This is a genomic window from Flavonifractor sp. An92, assembly GCF_002159175.1.
Classification (GTDB): Bacteria; Bacillota; Clostridia; order Oscillospirales; family Oscillospiraceae; genus Pseudoflavonifractor_A.
Window position 1 is genome coordinate 1 of sequence record NZ_NFGZ01000008.1, and the last position, 20,753, is coordinate 20,753.

The 20,753-nt window shown below is 63.1% G+C and carries 20 protein-coding genes, 1 rRNA gene and 1 riboswitch; of the genes, 9 read left to right on the forward strand and 12 right to left on the reverse strand.

Annotated elements, in window-relative coordinates; translation table 11 throughout:
• Positions 1 to 206: ribosomal RNA gene (locus B5G43_RS07215) — 16S ribosomal RNA — on the reverse strand; the annotation flags it as partial.
• A gap of 701 nt (positions 207 to 907) precedes the next feature.
• Between B5G43_RS07215 and metA the strand changes: the two genes are divergently transcribed.
• The 4 genes from metA (at position 908) to B5G43_RS07235 (ending at position 5,124) form a co-directional block, all read left to right on the forward strand.
• Positions 908 to 1,825, forward strand: a complete 918-nt coding sequence (gene metA / locus B5G43_RS07220; RefSeq protein ID WP_087259802.1) for a homoserine O-succinyltransferase — start codon at positions 908 to 910, stop codon at positions 1,823 to 1,825.
• A gap of 126 nt (positions 1,826 to 1,951) precedes the next feature.
• A complete protein-coding gene (locus B5G43_RS07225) occupies positions 1,952 to 2,338 on the forward strand; it encodes a BlaI/MecI/CopY family transcriptional regulator (protein ID WP_087259803.1) in 387 nt (128 codons plus the stop codon).
• Complete coding sequence (locus B5G43_RS07230) at positions 2,335 to 4,242, forward strand: hypothetical protein (RefSeq protein ID WP_087259804.1); 1,908 nt, start codon at positions 2,335 to 2,337, stop codon at positions 4,240 to 4,242. Before B5G43_RS07225 ends, B5G43_RS07230 begins: the two co-directional genes overlap by 4 nt.
• 18 nt (positions 4,243 to 4,260) lie before the next feature.
• The gene (locus tag B5G43_RS07235; RefSeq protein ID WP_087259805.1) at positions 4,261 to 5,124 is read left to right on the forward strand and encodes a M56 family metallopeptidase; all 864 of its coding nucleotides are present in this window, start codon (positions 4,261 to 4,263) and stop codon (positions 5,122 to 5,124) included.
• Positions 5,125 to 5,773: 649 nt separating this feature from the next.
• On the opposite strand, the gene B5G43_RS07240 is transcribed toward B5G43_RS07235, so the two are convergent.
• The 11 genes from B5G43_RS07240 to rny form a co-directional block, all read right to left on the reverse strand.
• Positions 5,774 to 6,217 carry a SpoVA/SpoVAEb family sporulation membrane protein gene (locus tag B5G43_RS07240; RefSeq protein WP_087260009.1) on the reverse strand — a complete coding sequence of 148 codons (444 nt, stop codon included), beginning with the start codon at positions 6,215 to 6,217 and terminating at the stop codon, positions 5,774 to 5,776.
• 55 nt (positions 6,218 to 6,272) lie between these two features.
• Positions 6,273 to 6,515: an RNA-binding S4 domain-containing protein gene (locus B5G43_RS07245; RefSeq protein WP_087259806.1), complete on the reverse strand. Its 243-nt coding sequence runs from the start codon at positions 6,513 to 6,515 to the stop codon at positions 6,273 to 6,275.
• Between the two features lie 68 nt (positions 6,516 to 6,583).
• On the reverse strand, positions 6,584 to 6,862 hold the full coding sequence (locus B5G43_RS07250) for an HU family DNA-binding protein (RefSeq protein WP_087259807.1): 279 nt from the start codon (positions 6,860 to 6,862) through the stop codon (positions 6,584 to 6,586).
• A gap of 48 nt (positions 6,863 to 6,910) precedes the next feature.
• Positions 6,911 to 7,699: a nucleoside triphosphate pyrophosphohydrolase gene (gene mazG, locus B5G43_RS07255; protein ID WP_087259808.1), complete on the reverse strand. Its 789-nt coding sequence runs from the start codon at positions 7,697 to 7,699 to the stop codon at positions 6,911 to 6,913.
• A 38-nt stretch (positions 7,700 to 7,737) separates the two neighbouring features.
• The gene (locus B5G43_RS07260; protein ID WP_087259809.1) at positions 7,738 to 9,537 is read right to left on the reverse strand and encodes an oligosaccharide flippase family protein; all 1,800 of its coding nucleotides are present in this window, start codon (positions 9,535 to 9,537) and stop codon (positions 7,738 to 7,740) included.
• Between the two features lie 12 nt (positions 9,538 to 9,549).
• On the reverse strand, positions 9,550 to 10,851 hold the full coding sequence (locus B5G43_RS07265) for an amidohydrolase (protein WP_087259810.1): 1,302 nt from the start codon (positions 10,849 to 10,851) through the stop codon (positions 9,550 to 9,552).
• A 12-nt stretch (positions 10,852 to 10,863) separates the two neighbouring features.
• Positions 10,864 to 11,688: a purine-nucleoside phosphorylase gene (locus tag B5G43_RS07270; RefSeq protein ID WP_087259811.1), complete on the reverse strand. Its 825-nt coding sequence runs from the start codon at positions 11,686 to 11,688 to the stop codon at positions 10,864 to 10,866.
• Between the two features lie 76 nt (positions 11,689 to 11,764).
• On the reverse strand, positions 11,765 to 12,157 hold the full coding sequence (locus tag B5G43_RS07275) for a zinc ribbon domain-containing protein (protein WP_087259812.1): 393 nt from the start codon (positions 12,155 to 12,157) through the stop codon (positions 11,765 to 11,767).
• A 99-nt stretch (positions 12,158 to 12,256) separates the two neighbouring features.
• Positions 12,257 to 14,893, reverse strand: coding sequence for a response regulator (locus tag B5G43_RS07280; RefSeq protein WP_242960497.1), 2,637 nt, complete (start codon positions 14,891 to 14,893; stop codon positions 12,257 to 12,259).
• A gap of 42 nt (positions 14,894 to 14,935) precedes the next feature.
• Positions 14,936 to 15,487 (reverse strand): signal peptidase I, encoded by a 552-nt coding sequence (gene lepB, locus B5G43_RS07285; RefSeq protein ID WP_087259813.1) that lies wholly within the window; start codon positions 15,485 to 15,487, stop codon positions 14,936 to 14,938.
• Positions 15,488 to 15,570: 83 nt separating this feature from the next.
• Positions 15,571 to 17,115, reverse strand: coding sequence for a ribonuclease Y (gene rny / locus B5G43_RS07290; RefSeq protein ID WP_087259814.1), 1,545 nt, complete (start codon positions 17,113 to 17,115; stop codon positions 15,571 to 15,573).
• 469 nt (positions 17,116 to 17,584) lie between these two features.
• On the opposite strand from rny, the gene yedF reads away from it, so the two are divergent.
• The 5 genes from yedF (at position 17,585) to thiW (ending at position 20,747) form a co-directional block, all read left to right on the forward strand.
• A complete protein-coding gene (gene yedF, locus B5G43_RS07295) occupies positions 17,585 to 18,178 on the forward strand; it encodes a sulfurtransferase-like selenium metabolism protein YedF (RefSeq protein WP_087259815.1) in 594 nt (197 codons plus the stop codon).
• 4 nt (positions 18,179 to 18,182) lie between these two features.
• Positions 18,183 to 18,443: a DUF3343 domain-containing protein gene (locus B5G43_RS07300; protein WP_087259816.1), complete on the forward strand. Its 261-nt coding sequence runs from the start codon at positions 18,183 to 18,185 to the stop codon at positions 18,441 to 18,443.
• A 434-nt stretch (positions 18,444 to 18,877) separates the two neighbouring features.
• Positions 18,878 to 18,985, forward strand: a riboswitch (TPP riboswitch).
• Positions 18,986 to 19,087: 102 nt separating this feature from the next.
• Entirely contained in the window at positions 19,088 to 19,888 is an 801-nt protein-coding gene (gene thiD, locus B5G43_RS07305) for a bifunctional hydroxymethylpyrimidine kinase/phosphomethylpyrimidine kinase (protein WP_087259817.1), read from the forward strand.
• Positions 19,885 to 20,181 carry a thiamine-binding protein gene (locus B5G43_RS07310; RefSeq protein ID WP_087259818.1) on the forward strand — a complete coding sequence of 99 codons (297 nt, stop codon included), beginning with the start codon at positions 19,885 to 19,887 and terminating at the stop codon, positions 20,179 to 20,181. The genes thiD and B5G43_RS07310 overlap by 4 nt, the downstream gene beginning before the upstream one ends.
• A 29-nt stretch (positions 20,182 to 20,210) precedes the next feature.
• Entirely contained in the window at positions 20,211 to 20,747 is a 537-nt protein-coding gene (gene thiW / locus B5G43_RS07315) for an energy coupling factor transporter S component ThiW (RefSeq protein ID WP_087259819.1), read from the forward strand.
• The last annotated feature ends 6 nt before the right edge of the window (positions 20,748 to 20,753 follow it).

The following is a 20,753-nucleotide window of genomic DNA, read 5'->3' on the forward strand; positions in this document are numbered from 1 at the left end:
GACCCAACTGCATTATGCGGTATTAGCAGCTGTTTCCAACTGTTATTCCCCACTCCAAGGCAGGTTCCTCACGCGTTACTCACCCGTCCGCCACTAAGTAACTCAATCCATTGGCCGAAACCTCTGTCATGAGCACTCCGTTCGACTTGCATGTGTTAAGCACGCCGCCAGCGTTCATCCTGAGCCAGGATCAAACTCTCAATAAAATGGTATCTAAAGAGCTTTCGCTCTTCAAATCATCTTATTGAAGCCTAATTCATAGCTTCAAAGAAATTAATCAGTCGCCCCTTCACAAACTTGCGCTTGCGAAGGACAACTTGTCCTTCTGGTGCTTCGTGTTTGATCACGTTGTTTAATTTACAAGGTACACGCTTCAGCCTTTCGGCTGACAGTGCTTTATTTTAGCACTTTCTTTTTCGCTTGTCAAGCCCTTTTTTCAAATTTCTTTGAAGTTCAGAACTTTCATTCAAGCTGTTCGGCTCTCGCAGAACTCGTTTAGTTTACCACGCTCTTTCGAGCTTGTCAAGAACTTTTTTCGAGGATTTTCAAGGTTTTCAACCTCAAACCACTCGTTTTCGTTCTTTCCCAAACACGTTCTCGCTACTCACGCGAACTCATTTATTCTACCACACGCTCTCACGTTTGTCAAGCACTTTTTTCAACTTTCTGAATCAGGTCCGTCCGGCTTCCGCCCGGTCTCCTCACTCGTTTCGGTTGTTTTTCAGTGCCCTCTCGCAAGGCGCTCAGATAGAATACCACCCGACTCCCCATTTGTCAACACCTTTTTTCAGTTTCTTCTGACTTTTTTCGTGGGTGTCTCTCAGGGGTGGAAAAGCCCGTTGCGCCTCCCCCTGAAATGTGTTACTCTTACTCTATCAAATTACCAATGAAAAGGGAGATGCGGCCCATGCCCATACGGATTCCGGATTCTCTGCCCGCCCGGGCAGTCCTTGAGAGCGAGAACATCTTTGTCATGACGGAATACCGGGCCATGCACCAGGACATCCGTCCTCTGAATGTGCTGATCCTCAACCTGATGCCCACCAAGATCGTCACCGAGACGCAGATCCTGCGTAAACTGTCCAATACCCCCCTGCAGATCCAGGTCGAGCTGCTCCAGACCAGCAGCTATGTCTCCCGCCACACCGACGAGCACCATCTGGACTCCTTCTATACCACATTTGATAAAGTGAAGGACCGTAATTTTGATGGTCTCATCATCACCGGCGCGCCGGTGGAGAACATGGACTTTGATCAGGTGGACTATTGGGAAGAGCTGTGCGAGATCATGACCTGGTCCAAAACCCACGTCCACTCCACCCTGCACATCTGCTGGGGGGCCCAGGCGGGGCTCTACTTCCACCACGGCATCGCCAAGCATACTCTGCCCAAGAAACTCTTCGGCGTGTACGAGCACCGGGTGCTCAAGCCCAGCTCCCCCCTCTTCCGGGGCTTTGACGATGTATTCTACGCCCCCCACTCCCGCTATACCGAGGTACTGGAGCAGGACATCCGGGCCACCCCCGGTCTGGAGCTCATTGCCACCTCTTCCGAGGCGGGCGTGTATGCGGTTAAGACGGAGGATAGCCGACAGTTCTTTATCATGGGCCACCCGGAGTACGACCCGGACACCCTGTCCCGGGAGTACTGGCGGGATGTGAACAAGGGCCTGGAGATCGCCGTGCCCGCCCACTACTTCCCGGACAACGATCCCAACCGGGTGCCGGTGGTGCGCTGGCGCAGCGCGGGGCAGCTCCTCTATACCAACTGGCTCAATTACTACGTGTACCAGACCACTCCCTACGATCTGGCCAAGCTGAACTGATCCAAAGGCCGCGGAACCCATCGAGTTCCGCGGCCTTTTTGTATCCATTTGTAACTAGCTTTTCATTTGCGACAAGTGTAGCATATAATTGAACTACGACAAATGACGCAAATTGGAGGGATGACCATGAAGCTGCGCAGACTGCCCGACGCGGAGCTGGAGGTGATGCAGGCCCTGTGGTCGGCCAGCGAGCCGGTGCCCCGCTCCTGGCTGGAAGAACGCTTCTCGGGACACAACTGGACGGCCAGCACGGTGAACACCTACCTCTCCCGTCTGGGAGAAAAGGGATTTCTCACCGTGGAGCGCCGGGGCAAGACCAACTACTACACGCCTGTGGTGTCCCTGGCGGAGTATCAGGCCTTTGAGAGCCGGAGCGTGCTGCACAAGCTCTTCGGCAGCTCGGTGAAAACCTTTCTCGCCGCCCTGGCCGGCCCCGACGGCCTGAGCGACGAGGAGGCCCGAGAACTCCAGGCCTATCTGGACGAACAGAAGAAAGGAGGCAATGACCCATGAAAGCCCCCCGCACCTGGTTCTCCACCTCCCTGCGGGGAGACGCAAGGTCCCTGCGCCGCCGCTTCGCGGTGCTCTTCCACCCGGGCGTGCGGAGAGGGCGGGTGCTGCTGCTCCTACTGGCGCTGGTGGTGGCGCTGAGCGGCGGACTGGTGGCCTGCCAGACCGCCACGCAGACGGAGCGCCTCTGCCGGGAGCGATTTGAGGCCGCCCTGGCCGTCACACGCCACTTGGTCAGCGGGGACCACCCCGACCACACCGGCGACACCTTCCAGGATGCAGACGGCCAGACCTGGTACCACTGCACCCACTACGCCTCGCAGGAAGAACTCTGGAATGCCCTGGGCGAAGTCTTTACCGACGGCTATTTGCAGGCCTTCTCCAACCTGGAGGGTTGCTTTCAGGACCGGGAGAACGGCCTCTGGTGCGCGGTACTCTCCCTCTACGATGTCTCCCCCTGGCTGAGTGAGGACACCGCCGACCTGGACACCCTCCAGGTCCTGTCCCAGGAGGGGGACCGCATCGTCTTTACCATGGACTGCAGCGCCACGGCGGGCCAGCCGGTGCCCAACTATTTTGCCCTGGAACAGTCCGACGGCGTGTGGCACTTCTCGGCGTGCTTCTCGGCGGAAGATGTCCGGGGCGTTTTGTCGGAGGAGACGGTCCTCGCCGCCTTCCGCACCGGCGAGGGCGAGGAGGCCCAGGAGCTCACGGACACCGTGGCGGAGCGCCTTCCACTGGACGGCCAGACGCTGGCCGTGGTCCGCTCGGAGGGCCCCCACGTCCACGGCCTGGGCGCACTGGAGGTGGGAACGGTGGACAACACCACCGGCACCCTGACCGCGCCGCTCTTCTATGTAGGCGCGGATGAGTTTCAGTACCAGCTCCGCTCCGGCGACGGCTGGGCGGAGGTCCGCTACACCGCCTGGCAGATGTACCAGGGTATCCTCTATCCCCAAGCGGGGGTGCTGCTGTGGGACGGCAGCGTGTGGCAGCGCATCTGGCCCGACGTGGGGAACGAGTGGTACCTCTCCTACTGGGAGGGGCGCACCGCTGAGCTGGGCGACGACGGCTTCTCCCTCTACGCCACCGACGAAAACGGCTCTTCCACCGGGGAACTGCTGACCACTGTTTCCAATGAAGAGCTGGCCCTTCTGCGGGAGGGCGCGCTGTACAGCCGGGACCTGCAGGTCTCCCCCGCCGTCCGCGCCGCCATCCAGGACGCTTTGGCCTCCGGTCCCATCCGCCTGACCGCCATTACCCCGACGGGGACCTTCTCCGGCCTGGAAGTCTATCAGGTGGTCTGGGAAATGTACGCCAATGACGCCTGGCAATCCATGTCCAGCGCCGACACCCCCTGGTATGCCTTTTTTGACGGGCAGGAGACCCTGCTGGACGTCCGCACCTCCGCGCCCGAGGCGCTGGAGGAGACCGCCCTGGCAGTCCGCTGGGGGCTTACAGACCCAGAATACGCCTTGACCGATGAAACGCAGTCGACCTGGTACGGCCTGACCGGACCGGCGGAGCTGGATGAACTTCTGGGCGGTGCCCCCACGGTGGAGGCGCTGCCCTATGAGGCGGACCAGCCCGGCAGCCATTGGGAGCGCCGGAGCTGGGAGGGTCTCTCTCTGGAATGTCTGGTACACGCCGACGGCACCTCCTGGCTCTACCGCCTGGAGACCACCCGGCCCGACCTCTTCACCCGCCGGGGTGCCCATGTGGGCATGTCCCGGGAGGAGGTCCTGGCCCTCTACCCCGCCGCCTCCAGCGGCTCCCCCTGGGATTGGGACGAAACGGCCGGCAAGAACCTCTGGGTGGGCCCCGACACCATCCCCGGCTTCTATCTGGGCTTCCAGATGGAGAACGGCCGGGTGGCTGCCATCCGGCTCCTCAACTTCTACGACTGAGGGAGGGATTTTCGCTTCATGTTTGATCTCCCCACTCTGTTGGAGGTGAGCCTCTCCACCGCGCCGGTGATCCTGCTACTGCTCCTGCTGGGCCCGCTGCTGGAAAAGCGGTACGTCCCACGCTGGCGCTACTGGGCCTGGCTAGTGGTGGCAGTGCGGCTGCTGCTCCCTGTGAACTTCTCCCTGCCGGAGCCTCTGGTGGAGCTGACGCCTCCGGAGTTCACCACCACCCCGGTCGTGACCCCCGGCACCGCGCCCACTCCTTCCACCGCGGCCCTGAGCCCCCCTGTCCCATCCTCGCCCCGTCCGGTCCTCACGCCCCGGCCGAATCCGGTCCCGCCTGTGGCTCCGAATGTTGACGAATCTGCTCCGCTCCTCTCCCTCTCCCAGATCCTGCCCTGGGTGTGGATGGCGGGTGCGCTGGGAGTGGTCCTCTGGAATCTGGTGGGCTGGCTGCGCTTCCGCCGGTGGATCAAACGCTGGGCCGTCCCGGAGCCATCCCTGGAGGCCGCCGCCCGGGCAGCGGAGCTGTCCCCGCTCACGGTGCGGCTCCTCCGCTGTCCGGGGCTGTCAGGCCCCATGATGACGGGGCTCTTCCGGCCCACGGTGCTCCTCCCCGACCCGCCGCCGGAGGGAGAGGTCCTCTCCTTCGTCCTTCTCCACGAGCTCACCCACTTCCGCCGCCGGGACATCTGGTACAAAACCCTCCTGCTCCTGGCGGCAGCGGTCCACTGGTTCAATCCCCTGGTGTGGTTGATGCTCCGCGCGGCGGAGGGCGACCTGGAGCGCGCCTGCGACGCCGACGTGCTCCGCGCCCTGCCGCCGGAGGCCCGGGATCCCTACGCCTCCGCCATCCTGGCCGCCGCCCGCCGGGGCAGCTAAATGAAACGCCCGCACGGCAATCACCGTGCGGGCGCTTTTCAAACAGGTCCAGACATAGCACAACCCCCCAGCCGTCCAGCGCGACTGGGGGGTTACTTCTGATTCTGAATCTCTACCATGTCTCAACCTCATGCTTTCTACAGATTTGCGCTTGTTTGAAATCCGGTTTCCAAGAATCCATAAACCTACATTTCCGTGAATCTCGATTTGGTGCTAAGTCATCCTTTTACGATACTTCGTTTCGGGGGCTTTGGCACGCCATTTTCGCACATGCGAATGAGTTTGGAACCTGTCGCGTTTTGGAATCTTTGGTTTGCTCTGGACCCTTGGTCCTTTGCGCTTGGGTTTTTGCTTGTTTCCAGATTTCGTTTGGCGCTGATACAGATGCCCTTTTGCTCTTTTAGGAGAACAAATTTTTTGTGGATTTCTTGGATGGATTTCTTCTAGGTCATGCGATCTATATGAAAATCTCCAAGCTCCGGGTCATCTGTGAAAGTGGGGGTCGCGTCCTCTTAGTACATTGGACTCTCTCCTTTCTTTCTGGCTATATTGTACTATCAGAACCCGGTTTTGTCAAGCCCTTTTTAGGAAATTCTCATAAGAAAATAAGCAAAGCCCCGCTCCCATCAGGGAGCGGGGCCGCAGGGCGTCACCCGCCGCCCAGGAGCACCAGGATCAGCCCGTAGAGTACGCTGGCGGTGATGCCGTACACCAGCACCGGCCCGGCAATGGTGAACATTTTGACGCAGGTGCCGGTGGTGAAGCCCTCGCTGCGGAACTCCAGCGCGGGGGCGGCCACGGCGTTGGCAAAGCCGGTGATGGGCACCAGGGTGCCGGCGCCGGCGTGCTTGGCCAGGCGGTCAAAGACCCCCAGCCCGGTGGTCAGGGCGGAGAGGAAAATGAGGCTCACCGACACCGCGCCGGCGGCTACGTCCTCCTCCAGCCCCAGGGAGAGGTACCACTCCCGCAGTCCCTGGCCCAGGGCGCAGATGGACCCGCCCACCAGAAAGGCCCAGACCAGGTCCTTCCACAGCGGGGAGGGCCTGGATTTTTTCTGTACATAGGCCTGATATTCCTGCTCGCTCATATCCACGGCGCATCCCATCCTTTCTCCCCTAGGATGCCCGGACGGGGGCGGGGTTATGCGCTCAGCTCAGCTCCTGGTACATAGCCGGGGCGTCGGCCTTGCCCACGTGCTCACTGACGTTGAGGACCTGGACCTTCACGCTCCGCTCGCCGAAGCGCAGCTCCAGCACGTCCCCCTCCTTCACGTCATAAGAGGCCTTCACGGGGCGGCCGTTGGCGGTGACCCGCTGGTTGTCGCAGGCCTCATTGGCCACAGTACGCCGCTTGATGAGGCGGGAGACTTTCAGCCATTTATCCAAACGCATCTGTAATACTCCTTTCCTGATATGCCGAACGGCCCCGGGAGACCCGGGGCCGTAGGATGGTTTTTTGTTTACTTGGCCACCGCGTCCTTCAGGGGACGGCCGGGCTTGAACATGGGCACCTTGGCCGCGGGGATGTCGATGGTCTTTTCGGGGTCCCGGGGGTTGCGGCCGGTGCGGGCGGCCCGCTCCCGGACCTCAAAGGCGCCGAAGCCCACCAGCTGCACCTTCTCGCCGTCAGCCAGGGCGGCGGTGATGACGTCCAGCGCGGCGTTCAGGGCGTTCTCCATGTCTTTCTTGGACAGGCCGGCCTGCTGGGCGGCCGCGGCGATCAGTTCCGTCTTATTCATGATATTCCTCCTGTGTGTGATGGGTGCCCCTTCTCGGGGGCTTCGGGCTCAGCCCTGCTTGGCCTTGTCCCAGAGGGCGTCCAGCTCGGCCAGGGTCATCTCCTCCATGGGCTTTCCCTGGGCCTTGGCCAGCGCCTCGACCTTGGCGAAGCGGGCAATGAACTTGTCGGTGGCGCGGGTGAGGGCGGTCTCGGGGTCCACGTGGACGAAGCGGGAGACGTTCACCGCCGCGAAGAGCAGGTCGCCCAGCTCCTCCTCGATGTTGCTCTCCTGGTCCACGGCCTGGCGCAGCTCGTCCAGCTCCTCTCCCATCTTGTCCAGCGCGCCGGACACGTCGGGCCAGTCGAAGCCAGCCTTGCGGGCCTTCTTCTGGACCTTCTCGGCCCGCCACAGGGCGGGGAGGGAGCGGGCCACAGCGGAGAGGGCGTCGGTGTTGGTCGCCTGTCCCTTCTCCTTGCGCTTGAGGGCCTCCCAGTTGGACAGGACCTCGCCGGTGCCGGAAACCTCCACCTCTCCAAAGACATGGGGGTGGCGGTAGATGAGCTTTTTGCAGATGCCGTCGGCCACGCCGTTCAGGTCGAAATGGCCCTCCTCCTGCTCCATGCGGGCGTGGAGGACCACCTGGAGCATCACGTCGCCCAGCTCCTCCCGGAGGTGCTCGGAGCTCTTCTCGTCGATGGCCTCCACGGCCTCGTAGGCCTCCTCCAGGAAATTGCGGCGGATGGACTCATGGGTCTGCTCCGCGTCCCAGGGGCAGCCCCCCGGGGCACGGAGAATGGCGACGATCCGCTCCAGATCACTTACGTCATAGGATTCTTTGTATTGAAAATCTACCATAGTTCTCTGTCTCCTGCAAGCTATTTTTCCACTTTCCCTTATTTTATACGCAGCAGCCGGGCAATTTTGTCACCCTTGGGCATCAGCTCCAGGTCCTCCTTGGAGATGACCCGCAGCATCAGCACCAGGGCGAAGTAGACGATCACGCCCACGCCGATGGCGGCGGCGGTGGAGACGGCGTTGCCCAGGAAAGACAGGGAGGCGGCGCCGGTGGCCGCATCCACCTTCTGGAAGGCGGACATCCCGCTCAGCACCCGGGCGGCCGCGCCATAGGAGGCCCAGGCCGCGCCGCCCATGATGACGGCGGCGATGAGGGGTTTCAGGAAGGCCTTGGTATAGCTGGGCGCGCTGGGTACTCTCCCCTTGATGATGAGGAGGTTGAGCACCGCGGCGATGGCGAAGCAGCACAGGGTACCCACCGGCGCGCCGTAGATCATGATGTTGGGGTTGCCCACCAGGGTGTAGTTGACGATGATCTTCACCACGCCGCCGATGACCACCGTCACGATGGGCAGGGTGACGATGCCGTTGGCCTGGAGGATGGAGGTGGCGATGAGCTGGATGCACACAAACATGGACGCCAGGCCCAGGATGGAGAGCAGCGGGCCGGCGATGGTGTGGTCGGTGCTGCCGCCGGTGAGGAGCCACATGATGGGCTCGCCCAGGGCGAAGAGGCCCATGCCGCAGGGCAGCGCCAGCAGTGCGCCGAAGCGGAGGGCGGACTCGGAGACCTGCCGGGCCTCCAGGTCATTGTGCCGGGCACGGGCGGCGGACACCGCCGGGATGATGCTGGCGGTGAGGGGCACCATCAGGTTGAAGGGCAGGTTGTAGATGCTCATGCACTTCTGATAGGCGCCGTAGAGACCGCGGGCGGAGTCCAGCACCGGCACCACGCTGTGGTCGGTGGCGGCGGCCTGGATGTTCTCCTGGAGGATGGTGACCGCCTTGTTGCCGATGTCGAAGAGGCCCTGGGTCTGGCTGGTGACGGTGGCGCCGCTGTCCAGGATGGACTGGAACACGTTCTGCAGCTGGCCGTTGACCAGGTTGGTGTCGATGAGGGTGACGATGGCGCTGGTGGAGGAGCTGATGGTGATGGGGATGGCCAGCTTCAGCAGGCGCACCAGGATGTCCCGGGAGGAGTCGGCCCGGTCGGTGAAGGGGCCGGGGTTGAGCCGCCGGGTGCGCCGGTGGTTGACGCTGAGGAAGATCACCGACAGGATGCTGCCCACCGACACGCCGAAGATGGCGCCCACGGCCATCATCCGGTCGCCGAAGTCCTCCGGCTGGAGGGCCAGGGAGCCGATGAAGAGGGCCAGCGCCATGCCCACAATGAGCTTGGAGGCGTTCTCCATGACCTGGGAGATGGCGGTGGGGATCATGTTCATGTGGCCCTGGGCGTAGCCCCGGAAGGCGGAGCAGCAGCAGGTGCACAGCACCGCCGGGGAGAGGGCCATGACGCACCACACCGCCTTCTCGTTCTGGAGGGCGTAGGTGGCCACCGGCTGGGCGAACACCGACATGCAGATGAAGCTGAAGGTGCCCATGGCCAGGAAGGCGAAGAAGGCGACTTTAAAGACCTTCTGCACCTGGTTGTACCGGCCCAGGGCGTTGGCCTCGGACACGGTCTTGGACAGGGCCACGGGGAGGCCTGCGGTGGAGATGGTGAGGAAGAAGCTATAAATATTATAGGCCGCTCCGAAGTCGCCATAGGCCTCGTCGGAGAGGATGATCCCCAGGGGGATCTTGTAGATGGCGCCGATGATCTTGATGATGATGGTGCTCACCATCAGGATGGCCACGCCGCCGAAGAAGGTATTCTTTTTCTGCTGACTGGACAACGCTGGTCCCCCTTATTCCCGGAAGAGCAGGGGCAGGGCGTACTCCTGCACTTCCCGCTTGACCCGGTCGATGTCGATGGTGAGGAACTCACCGTTTTCATATATGACCTTGCCCCGGGCCATATTCATGGTCACATTGGACCCGTGGGCGGCATAGACCAGGTTGGAGATCACGTCGTGGCAGGGGGTCAGGTTCAGGGCGTTGAAGTCCACCAGGATGAGGTCGGCGTCATACCCGGCCTGGATGCTTCCGGTCTTGCGGCCCAGGGCCTTGCCGCCGTTGGCGGTGGCCATCTCCAGGGCCTCGCCGGGCAGCAGGGCCAGGGGGTCGCAGTTGGCGCCGTTCTGGAGGATGGCGGCGATCTTCAGGTCGCCGAAGAGGTCGGTGCAGTTGTTGGAGGACACGCCGTCGGTACCCAGGGCCACGTTGACCCCGGCCTTCCGCAGGGCGGCCACCGGCGCGATGCCGGAGCCCAGCTTCAGGTTGGACATGGGGTTGTGGATGGCGGAGATCCCCTTCTCGGCCATGATGGCCCAGTCCTCGGGGGTGGTCCACACGCAGTGGGCGGCAATGGCCCGGCCGTCCCACACGCCGTGGCGGTCCAGCACCTGGATGGGGGTGAGGCCGCCGTGGCGGGCCTTGCACTCCTCGTGCTCGGTGCGGGTCTCGGAGATGTGGACGTGCATGCCCAGGCCCTTCTCCCTGGCGTAGTTGGCCATCCACTCCCACAGGGGGGCGCTGGAGGTGTACTCGCCGTGGATGGAGGCGTCCACCAGGATCTGGCCGTTGTTGTAGCCGTGCCACTGCTCGGTCAGCTCCCGCTGGGCGGCGCAGTCGTGGACGGTCTCCGGGTCGAAGTCGGTGCCGAAGAACACGCCGCCGCAGGAGAGGTTGGCGTTGATGCCGCACGCGGCCACCCGGCCGGCGATCACATTGGTGCGCATATACATGTCGGCGATGGTGGTGACACCGGAGGCGATCATCTCGGCCAGGCCCAGGTCGGTACAGCAGGCCACGGCCCGGTCATCCCACTTGGCCTCGGTGGGGAAGATGAAGTTGTGCAGCCAGTCCTGCAGGTTATTGCCGTCGCCGTAGCCCCGCATGGCGGTCATGGGGACGTGGGTGTGGGCGTTGACGAAGCCGGGCATGAGCACATTGCCCTTGCCGTCGATCTCCCGGTCGAAGGTGCCCTGGGGGCGCTCCTGACCCACAGAGGTGATCTTGTCCCCCTCCACCGCCACAAAGGCGTCGGAGAGCACGGTGCCGGTGCCGTCCATGAGGACAGCCCGCACGTTGGAAATGAGGGTTTTCATCCGGCGCCCTCCTTACATCTTCTTCAGGCAGGCCAGGACCAGGCGTGAGAACTTGTCCTTGCAGGCCTCCGCGGCCTCCAGCACTTCCTCCTCGGAGAGGGGCTGGTCCAGGATGCCGGCGGCCATGTTGGACAGGAGGGTGAAGCCCAGCACGTTCATGCCGCAGTGTCCGGCGGTGATGACCTCGGGCGCGGTGGACATGCCCACGGCGTCAGCCCCGGCCATGCGGGCGAAGCGCACCTCCGCGGGGGTCTCGTACTGGGGACCGGGGAAGTACATGTAGACGCCCTCCTTGAGGTCGATGCCCAGCTCCTTGGCGCAGTCCCGGGCCACCTGCCGCAGGGCGGGGGTGTACAGGTGGGAGGCGTCGGGGAAGCGCACGCCGAACTCGGGGAGGTTCTCGCCCCGGAGGGGGGACTCCATGAAGATCTTGATCTGGTCGGTGATGAGCATCAGGTCGCCGGCCTTCCAGTTGGTGTTGACGCATCCGGCGGCGTTGGTGACCACCAGGCTCTCGCAGCCCAGCAGACGGAGCACCCGCACGGCGTAGGACACCTCCTCGTAGGAGTAGCCCTCATAGTGGTGCATGCGGCCCTGCATGACGGCCACCTTCCGGCCCTCCAGGGTGCCGAACACCAGGCGGCCCTTGTGGCCGGGGGCGGTGGAGGCCTTGAAGTGGGGGATCTCCCCATAGGGCACCGCCACGGCGTTCTCTACCACGTCGCCGAGGAAGCCCAGGCCGGAGCCCAGCACCATGGCCACCTGGGGCTTGAAATCGCCGATGCGTCCGCGCAGATAGTCGGCGCTCTCCTGATACTGCTGAAAGGTAAAATTCATCGGAAACCTCCTTATTGATTGGAACGGGGCGCCGGACAAAAATTCCGTCCGGCGCCCCTCGCGGTTGGATGTTGACTTAAAGTTGTGCGCCGCACTCCTTGCAGAAGCGGTCGTCCCGGCCGCACATATTGCCGCAGGAGGGGCACTCCTTGGCGTTGCGCAGCACAGCAATGCGCTCTTTCACCTCGTCGATGGCGGCATTCTTCTCGTCCAGCTGCTGCAGCAGCTCGTCCATACCGCCCTCGGAGGGCTCTTTCCCGTGGTGGGTATCGTAGACCATCTGCCCCACTTCGCGCAGCAGGTCGTTCACGTCGTTTTTCAGATCAAAGATCTTCACATTCAGCTTGGCCACGTCCACCATCTGTCCGGCGTACTTGCCGGCGGAGCGGGCCGTGGTGCCAGCCGCCTCGCCCAGGTCCACCGCAGTGGCCTTCACACGCTCCAACAGCTCCTTCACGCGCTCGTCCATTGGAACACCTCCCGGTTTGTCGGCTCCCGGAGCGCTCTGGCTCCGAGGCAGGTATTATTTTACACTATGGCAGGGCAAAAATCAATTGAAAGAAGGCTCTCAGCGCCCCCGCAGCACATCATGGAGCTTCCGCCCCATCTCGTCCAGGTCGATGGGCTTGCTGATGTGGCCGTTCATGCCGCACGCCTCACTCCGGGCCACGTCCTCGGCGAAGGCGTTGGCGGTCATGGCCAGGATGGGCACGGTGGCCGCGTCGGGGCGGTCCAGGGCGCGGATGGCGCGGGTGGCGGCGTAGCCGTCCATGACCGGCATCTGCACGTCCATGAGGATGAGCTCGAAATAGCCGCTGGCCGAGGCCTGGAATTTCTCCACCGCCTCCTGCCCGTCCCGGGCGCTCTCCACCCGGGCGCCGGAGGCGCTCAGAAGCTCCACGGCGATCTCCAGGTTGAGGTCGTTGTCCTCCACCACCAGGATACGCCGGCCCTCCACGCCGCCGCCCAGCAGGCCGCTCTCGGCCGGGGCAGTCCCCTGCTCCCCGGCCCAAAGCTCCTCCAGGAGGTCGGCCAGGGTGGACTCGAAGAGGGGCTTGGTGAGCACCGCCCTTGCGCCCACCTCTTTCGCCTTCTCCTCCACATCGGTCATGTCGTACCCGCTCATCAGCACCACAGCGGCGCCGGGGGCAACCTCCCGCAGGCGGCGGGTGGTCTCCACCCCGTCCAGGAAGGGCATCTTCCAGTCCACCAGGCACAGGGCATAGGGGTCACTCTCGTCCTGGGCCCGCTCGGCCTTGGCCAGGGCCTCGTAGCCGTTGTCGGTCCAGTCGCAGCGCACCCCCAGCTTGCCCAGCAGCAGGGCGATGTGCTGGCAGACCTCCGGCTCGTCGTCGGCCACCAGGGCCCGCAGGTGGCGGAATTTGTCCCGGTCGGCCCGGGGCTCCTGGGCCACCCGCCCGAAGGGCAGGGCCACCCGGAAGGTGCTGCCCTTGCCCAGCTCGCTGGAGACGGTGATGGAGCCGCCCATCATCTCGGCAAAGCGCTTGCAGATAGAGAGGCCCAGCCCGGTGCCGCCATAGACGTGGCTGACCTGGGCGCTCTCCTGCTCGAAAGCCTCGAAGATCTTGTCATAGTTCTCCTCGGCGATGCCGCAGCCGGTGTCGGTGACCTCAAAGCGGAGCCACTGCTTCTCCGCATCGCTGGAGAGGCAGCCGATGCGCAGGGTGACCCTTCCCTCCCGGGGGGTAAATTTGAGGGCGTTGGAGAGGAGGTTCATCAAAATCTGGTTCACCCGCAGGGAGTCGCCGTTGAGGCGCTCGTCGATGTCGCCGGTGAGGACCACCTCGAACTGGATGCCCTTGGCGGCAGCCTGGCCGTAGATGCCGTTGCTGACGCTCTCCACAAAGGTACGGAAGTCAAAGACCTCCCGCTTGAGCTCCAGCTTGCCGCTCTCGATCTTGGACATGTCCAGCACGTCGTTGATGAGGACCAGCAGGTGCTTGGAGGAGAGGCTGATCTTCTTGAGGCACTCCACCACCTTGGCCTCGTTCCCGGCGTTCTGCAGGGCGATGAGGGTCATGCCGATGACGCCGTTCATGGGGGTGCGGATCTCGTGGGACATGCGGGAGAGGAATTCGCTCTTGGCCCGGTTGGCCCGCTCGGCCCGGACAGTGGCCTCCTCCAGCTTCCGCTGGGTCTCCATGAGCTCGGTCTCGTCGGTAAAGACGGTGATATACTGCTCCTTCATACCGCTGTCCTGGTCGGCGGGGATGCGGTAGGTCTGCAGGAGAAGGATGCGCTCCTCCTCCCGCTGGGGGTGCTGGTAGCGGCAGGTGAGACTCCAGTAGGTCCGCTCCCGCTCCTGAAAGACCTCCTCCAGCATGGCCCGCTCTTCGGGGGCCATATGGTCCTTGATGCACTGGGGCTGGCTGCGGACCGTCTCGGCGTCCAGACCCAGAATGCGCCCGGCGTTTTCGGAGACATAGTCGCAGCTGCTCTCCCCGGCATTCTGGATGAGAAAGACGTTTTGGATGGTGCGGGCCAGCACGTCCAGCCTCCGGCTCTGCTGGAGGATCTCCCGCTGTTGGCGGGCCAGCTGGGTGCGGTAGACCACCAGCACCACCACGGTGGCCGCGGTGATGAGCACCGAGAAGAGGGTGGTCTGGAAGCGGATGCGGGAGGCGGAGTCCATGTAGTAGTCGAACTTGCCCCGGGCCGTCTCCATGATGAGCTCCAGGCAGCTGTTGGCGCTATTGTACCACTGGTCCACCGTCTCCTCGCAGAAGGCGTCGATCTCCTCCTCGCTGCGGTTGCCGGCCGCGGCGTAGTCCAGCAGAGTCTCGTTGGCGGCCTTGTAGTTGGCCAGCGCCTCCTCCAGGACCTCCAGGTCCTCCCGGGAGCCCAGATAGTGCTCCCGGATGCGGCTCATCGGGGTCTCCAGCATGTCGTAGTAGTCCTCCAGCTCCTGGCGGACCACCTTCGCCGTGTCCACGCCGTTCTCATCGCGCAGGCGCTCGGTGGCGATGCGGCTGTGGTCCAGGTAGCTCTGGGCGGTACCGGCGGCGTCCACCACCACAAAGGGGTGCTCGGAGATCATACGGAGCTGCTCCATGAGCCGCCCGGTGTTGAACAGGGTGGCCCCCAGAAACACCAGCAGCAGGATCAGCAGCGAAGCGCCCGCCACCAATGCCGCCCGGCTCCGGGGTTTCCGGGTCCTCTGGGACTGCTTGCCCACTTTCCTCACGGCCAATCGGCCTCCTTCTTGTGTGCGTTTCTTGCGCGGGACTTACCCCAGCGGCCAGATCACCGCGCAGGTCTTGCCCAGCACATAGCGGGTATCCACCGCGCCCAGGGCGGGATTCCGGCTGTCGTTGGAGATGTTGCGGTTGTCGCCCATCACGAAAATCTGCCCCTCGGGCACGGTGATGTGGTCGATCTCCTGCCAGAACTGCTGCTCCATGGGCTCCAGGATATAGTCCTCCGCCAGGACCTGTCCATCCACGCTGACCGTGCCGGCGGCGTAGTCGATGTCCACGGTCTGGCCGCCCACGGCGATGACCCGCTTGACGATGGGGCCGGTGACCTCCTCGAACTCCTTGGTGAGGACCACGATGTCCCCCTGCTTCGGCTCATAACCCAGGCTCCACACCAGCATCCGGTCGCCGTGCTCCAGGGTGGGGAGCATGGAGCCTCCGTCCACGATGGTGATGCGGCCCAGGAAGGTGAACACCAGCACCACGCCCACCACCACGGGCACGATGGCCTGGAGCCAGCCATAGAGCATCTGTCCGGCGGACGCCGGCTCTTCCTGCGGTTTCTTTTCGGGTTTTGCAGCCATAAGTTCCTCCTGTGGAAACGGACGCCCCGGCAAAAGCCAGGGCGTCCGCCGTCGATGCAACAGATTTTCGTTTCGCCGTGTCTTTACTTGGCGTAGGCCACGACTTTGGTCTCCCGGATCATGTTGACCTTGATCTGGCCGGGATATTCCAGCTCGTCCTCGATCTTCTTGGCGATGTCCCGGGCCAGCAGGACCATCTCGTCCTCGCTGACCTGCTCGGGCTTGACCATGATGCGGACCTCGCGGCCGGCCTGGATGGCGAAGGATTTCTCCACGCCGGGGAAGGAAGAGGTGACCTCCTCCAGCTTCTCCAGGCGCTTGATGTAGTTCTCCAGGTTCTCTCTCCGGGCCCCGGGGCGGGCGGCGGAGATGGCGTCGGCGGCCTGGACCAGGCAGGCGATGATGGTCCGGGGCTCCACGTCGTTGTGGTGGGCCTCGATGGCGTGGACCACGTTCTCGTTCTCCCGGTACTTCCGGGCCAGCTCCACGCCGATCTGGACGTGGGAGCCCTCCACCTCGTGGTCGATGGACTTGCCCAGGTCATGCAGCAGGCCGGCGCGCTTGGCCTCGGCGATGTTGGCGCCGATCTCGGCGGCCAGCAGGCCGGACAGGTGAGCCACCTCGATGGAGTGGTTCAGCACGTTCTGGCCGTAGCTGGTGCGGTACTTCATGCGGCCCAGGAGCTTGATGAGCTCGGGGTGCAGGCCGTGGACATTGGTCTCGAACACGGCGCGCTCGCCCTCGGCCTTGATGGTGGCGTCCACTTCCCGCTTGGCCTTCTCCACCATCTCCTCGATGCGGGCGGGGTGGATGCGGCCGTCCTGGATGAGCTTCTCCAGGGCGATGCGGGCGATCTCCCGGCGCACGGGGTCGAAGCAGGAGACCGTAATGGCCTCGGGGGTGTCGTCGATGATGAGATCCACTCCGGTGAGCGTCTCCAGCGTGCGGATGTTGCGGCCCTCACGGCCGATGATGCGGCCCTTCATTTCGTCATTGGGCAGGGGGACCACGGACACGGTGGCTTCCGCGACGTGGTCGGCAGCGCAGCGCTGGATGGCCAGGGACAGGATCTCACGGGCCTTGGTGTCGGCCTCCTCCTTGTAACGGGTCTCGATCTCCTTGACCTTCATGGCGGCCTCGTGGGTGACGTCGGCCTCGATCTGGTTGATGAGGTAGGCCTTGGCCTCTTCGGCGGTGAAGCCGGACAGGCGCTCCAGCACCTCCATCTGGGTCTTCTTGACGGTGGCGACTTCCTCCCGGGCGGCTTCCAGCTCGCCCAGCTTGTTCTGAAGGGTCTCTTCCTTCTTCTCAATGTTTTCCGTCTTGCGGTCCAGGTTCTCTTCCTTCTGCTGGAGCCGGCGCTCCTGCTTCTGCAGGTCGGCACGGCGCTCCTTGACTTCCCGCTCGTACTCGTTGCGGGCCTGCAGGATCTCCTCCTTGGCCTCCACCAGCGCCTCACGCTTCTTGGACTCGGCGCCCTTGATGGCCTCGTTGATGATCCGCTTGGCTTCCTCCTCGGCGCTGGAGATCTCCTTCTCCGCCACCTTCTTCCGCCACTGGATACCGGCGGGGAAACCTATGGCAAGCATGACCACGGCTGTGATCACGCAGGCAATGACTGTCTGCATCAAGGTTTGAACACACCTCCATTTCTACAATTTTAGCCAAAATACGATGTCCGGCAGAGGTTCCTTTCGGTCCTTCTGCACAAAAATTTGAAAAACTTCCCCTCTCGCTTTTCAAAATATTACACCGAGTCTATTTTAGAGCCAGAGCGCCCCGGTGTCAAGGAATTTCGTACGGACGGAAATAGTTTTCACGCCTCCCTGCTCCGATGCGGCGTTTTTCTATAAAGTGTATCGTCAATATTGAATACTACAATAAAGTATCCCATCCACCCGGATTTTCGGATTCCCTCCGCATTTTGCATGGAATTAGGACAAAAACAGGGAGTTTTGCCCCGCACATGGCCCTCTTTTGCCGCTTTCCCGCGTTGACAGGCAAAGTCGCAAATTCTATAATCAAAGTCAGAAATCGTCGGGGGTGTTCCCCCCTCATTTTATGGACAAATATGTTCAGATAAAGGAGCGCATGACTATGTCTCGTATCATCGATGCCAAGGGTCAGGCCTGTCCCAAGCCCGTCCTCATGGCCAAGGAAGCCATTACCGCCGGTGAGAATGCCTTCACCGTTCTGGTGGACAACACCACCGCCGTGGGCAACCTCCAGCGCCTGGCCGGCAACCAGGGCTTCGACGTCTCCGTCAGCGAGGCCGACGGCGTCTACTCTCTGGCCTTCTCCCGCAACGGGGAGGCCCCCGTGCCCCAGGCCCCTGTGGCCGCCGCTCCCTGCGGCGCCGGCTATGCCGTGTTCGTGGGCCGGGACATCATCGGCTCCGGCGACCGGGAGCTGGGCACCAACCTGATGCGGATGTTCTTCTACACCCTGGCCCAGTCCGATGACCTGCCCGCCTCCATCCTCTTTATGAATGCCGGCGTGAAGCTGCCCGCCGGGGACGAGCAGGTGGAGGAGCACCTGAAGGTCCTGGCCGACAAGGGCGTGGAGATCCACGTCTGCGGCACCTGCCTCAACTTCTATGGCATCACCGACAAGCTGGCCGTGGGCACCGTGAGCAACATGTACGACATCGTCTCCAAGATGCAGGAGGCCGCCAAGGTCATCACGGTTTAATTTTATGGATTACTGCGTCATCACCTTTGCCTCCACCAACGGCGCCATCCAGGCCCAGCGGTATCTGAAGGGGGAGGTCCCCTTCCAGATCATGCCGGTGCTGCGGGAGATCTCCAAGGGCTGCGGCATCTCGGTGCGCTTCGACCCTCCCGCCCTGGAGCAGGTGCGGAACATTCTCGCCGATTCCGACCTGGCACCGGAGGAGTATGCCTTCTACGGCATCACCGGCCACAGCCCCAATCTGCGGGCAGAACCTTTGTCTTAAAAGCGCACCCAGCGCGCATCGTGGTGTCCTCGCCGGACGGGCCGCCTGCCCGGCGGGGGCACCGCTTTCTTTGCAAAGAAAGCGGTGGGAAAGAAAGCCCAGAGGGGGGATACCCCCCTCTGGACTCCCCCAAAACGCATCCCGGCTTTCATTCCGCTGCGGTGGTATTTCCTCGGCCTTGCGTGGCCAATTCCAAGCTTTCTGCCTATCCGGAAAGCGTTGTACCCTGCTGCTCGGGGCGGCCCCCGAAAAGGCCGCCCTTTTGGAGGGGAGTGGAGAGGGGAACGAGAAGTTCCCCTCTCCTTCTTTTCTTTCCCCGGTTTCTTTTCTGCGAAAAGAAATCGGGCGCTGTCCGCGCAGGACGCCCGCGCGGCGAGCACACATTCTCTTTTTCTTTGGGAATTGACAAACGGCCCAAAACGGCCTATCATAAAACGCAAGTGCAAGGGAGCTTTCGCTGAGAAGGCTGAGAGGAGGGTTTTGCCCCTCGACCTGACCTGATTTGGGTAATGCCAACGTAGGGATGCACCGCCGCAGAAGCGACCGGTCCGGACGGACGGGTCCTGTTTTGCCGTATTCAGGCGGGATGTCCCAGTTGGGACATCCCGCCTTTTTTGCTCCCCACGCGGAAAGGATGAAGGATTATGAAACGAGTATTGACCATCGCCGGCAGCGACTCCAGCGGCGGCGCCGGAATCCAGGCGGATTTAAAAACCATGACCTGCCTGGGCGTGTTCGGCATGAGCGCCATCACCGCTCTCACCGCCCAGAACACCACCGGCGTGCGGGATGTGCTGGAGGCCACGCCCGAGTTTGTGGCCGAGCAGCTGGACTGCGTCTTTGAGGACATCCGCCCCGACGCAGTGAAGATCGGCATGGTGTCCTCCGCCCCCATCATCCGTGCCATCGCCGCCAAGCTGCGGGAGTACAAGGCCGAAAACATCGTGGTGGACCCGGTGATGGTGGCCACCAGCGGCTCCAGTCTCATGCAGGACAGCGCCCTCACCGCCCTCATGGAGGAGCTCTTCCCCCTGGCCGCCGTCATCACACCCAATATCCCCGAGGCCCAGCGGCTGTGCGGCTTTGCCATCGAGAACGACGCCGACATGCTCCGGGCGGCCCAGAGCATCGGCGCCACCATGTCCGGGGGCGTGCTCATCAAGGGCGGCCACCGCACCGACACCGCCGACGACCTCCTCTGGTGGAAGGGCGAGGCCCACTGGCTCCGCGCCCCCCGGGTGGACAACCCCAACAACCACGGCTCGGGCTGCACCCTCTCCTCCGCCATCGCCTCCTTCCTGGCCCTGGGGAATGAGCTCCCCGAGGCCGTGCGGAAGGCCAAGGTCTACATCACCGCCGCCATGGAGGCCCAGCTGGACCTGGGGCAGGGCAGCGGCCCCCTCAAGCACAACTACGCCATTCCGGAAGGAGGAAATATTCAATGAACGCAAGTGTTGCCATTCAGGTCCTGCCCAAGGTGTTGGAGCAGGAGGAGACCCGGCGCATCGTGGACGAGGTCATCGCTTACCTCGCCTCCACCGGCCTGCACTATGTGGTGGGCCCCTTTGAGACCACGCTGGAGGGCGATCTGGACGAACTCCTGGACATCGTGAAGGAGTGCTGCCGCATCTGCACCAACGCGGGCGCCCCCAGCGTGATGAGCTATGTGAAGATCAGCTACAAGCCCGACGGCGTCTGGACCATCGACGACAAGACGGGCAAGTACCAGAATTCCTGATGTTTCGGTAAGAGAGAGGAGCGTATATCATGAAATCGGTCACCCATACCCCCGCCATGACCCGGGCCAACAGCATCTCGGTGCGCAAGATGGTGCTCACCGCCATGCTGGCCGGACTGGGCTTCGTGCTGTCCACCTTCGTCTACTTCCCCTCCATGGCCCCCTTCCAGCACTTCTGCAACATCATCGGCGCGGTGTTCCTGGGGCCCTGGTACGGCTTTGCCGCCGCTCTGCTCACCGGCCTGCTGCGGATGCTCACCGGCCGCACCATCCAGGCGGTGGTGGGCGCCATCTTCGGCGCGTTCCTGTCCGGCCTTCTGTACCAGAAGACCAAGAAGCTTTGGCTGGGCTATCTGGGCGAAGTGGTGGGCACCGGCTTCATCAGCGCCATGGTGGCCTATCCCCTCATGAAGCAGTTCTACGGCCTGGACGCCCAGTCCCCCTTCTTCTACATCCCCGCCTATCTGCCCTCCTCTGCCGTGGGCGGCCTGATGGGCTGCGCGGTGATCCTGCTGCTCAAGCGCTCCGGGGCTCTGGACCGGATGCTGGACCAGCTCAAGCGCTGAGGTAGC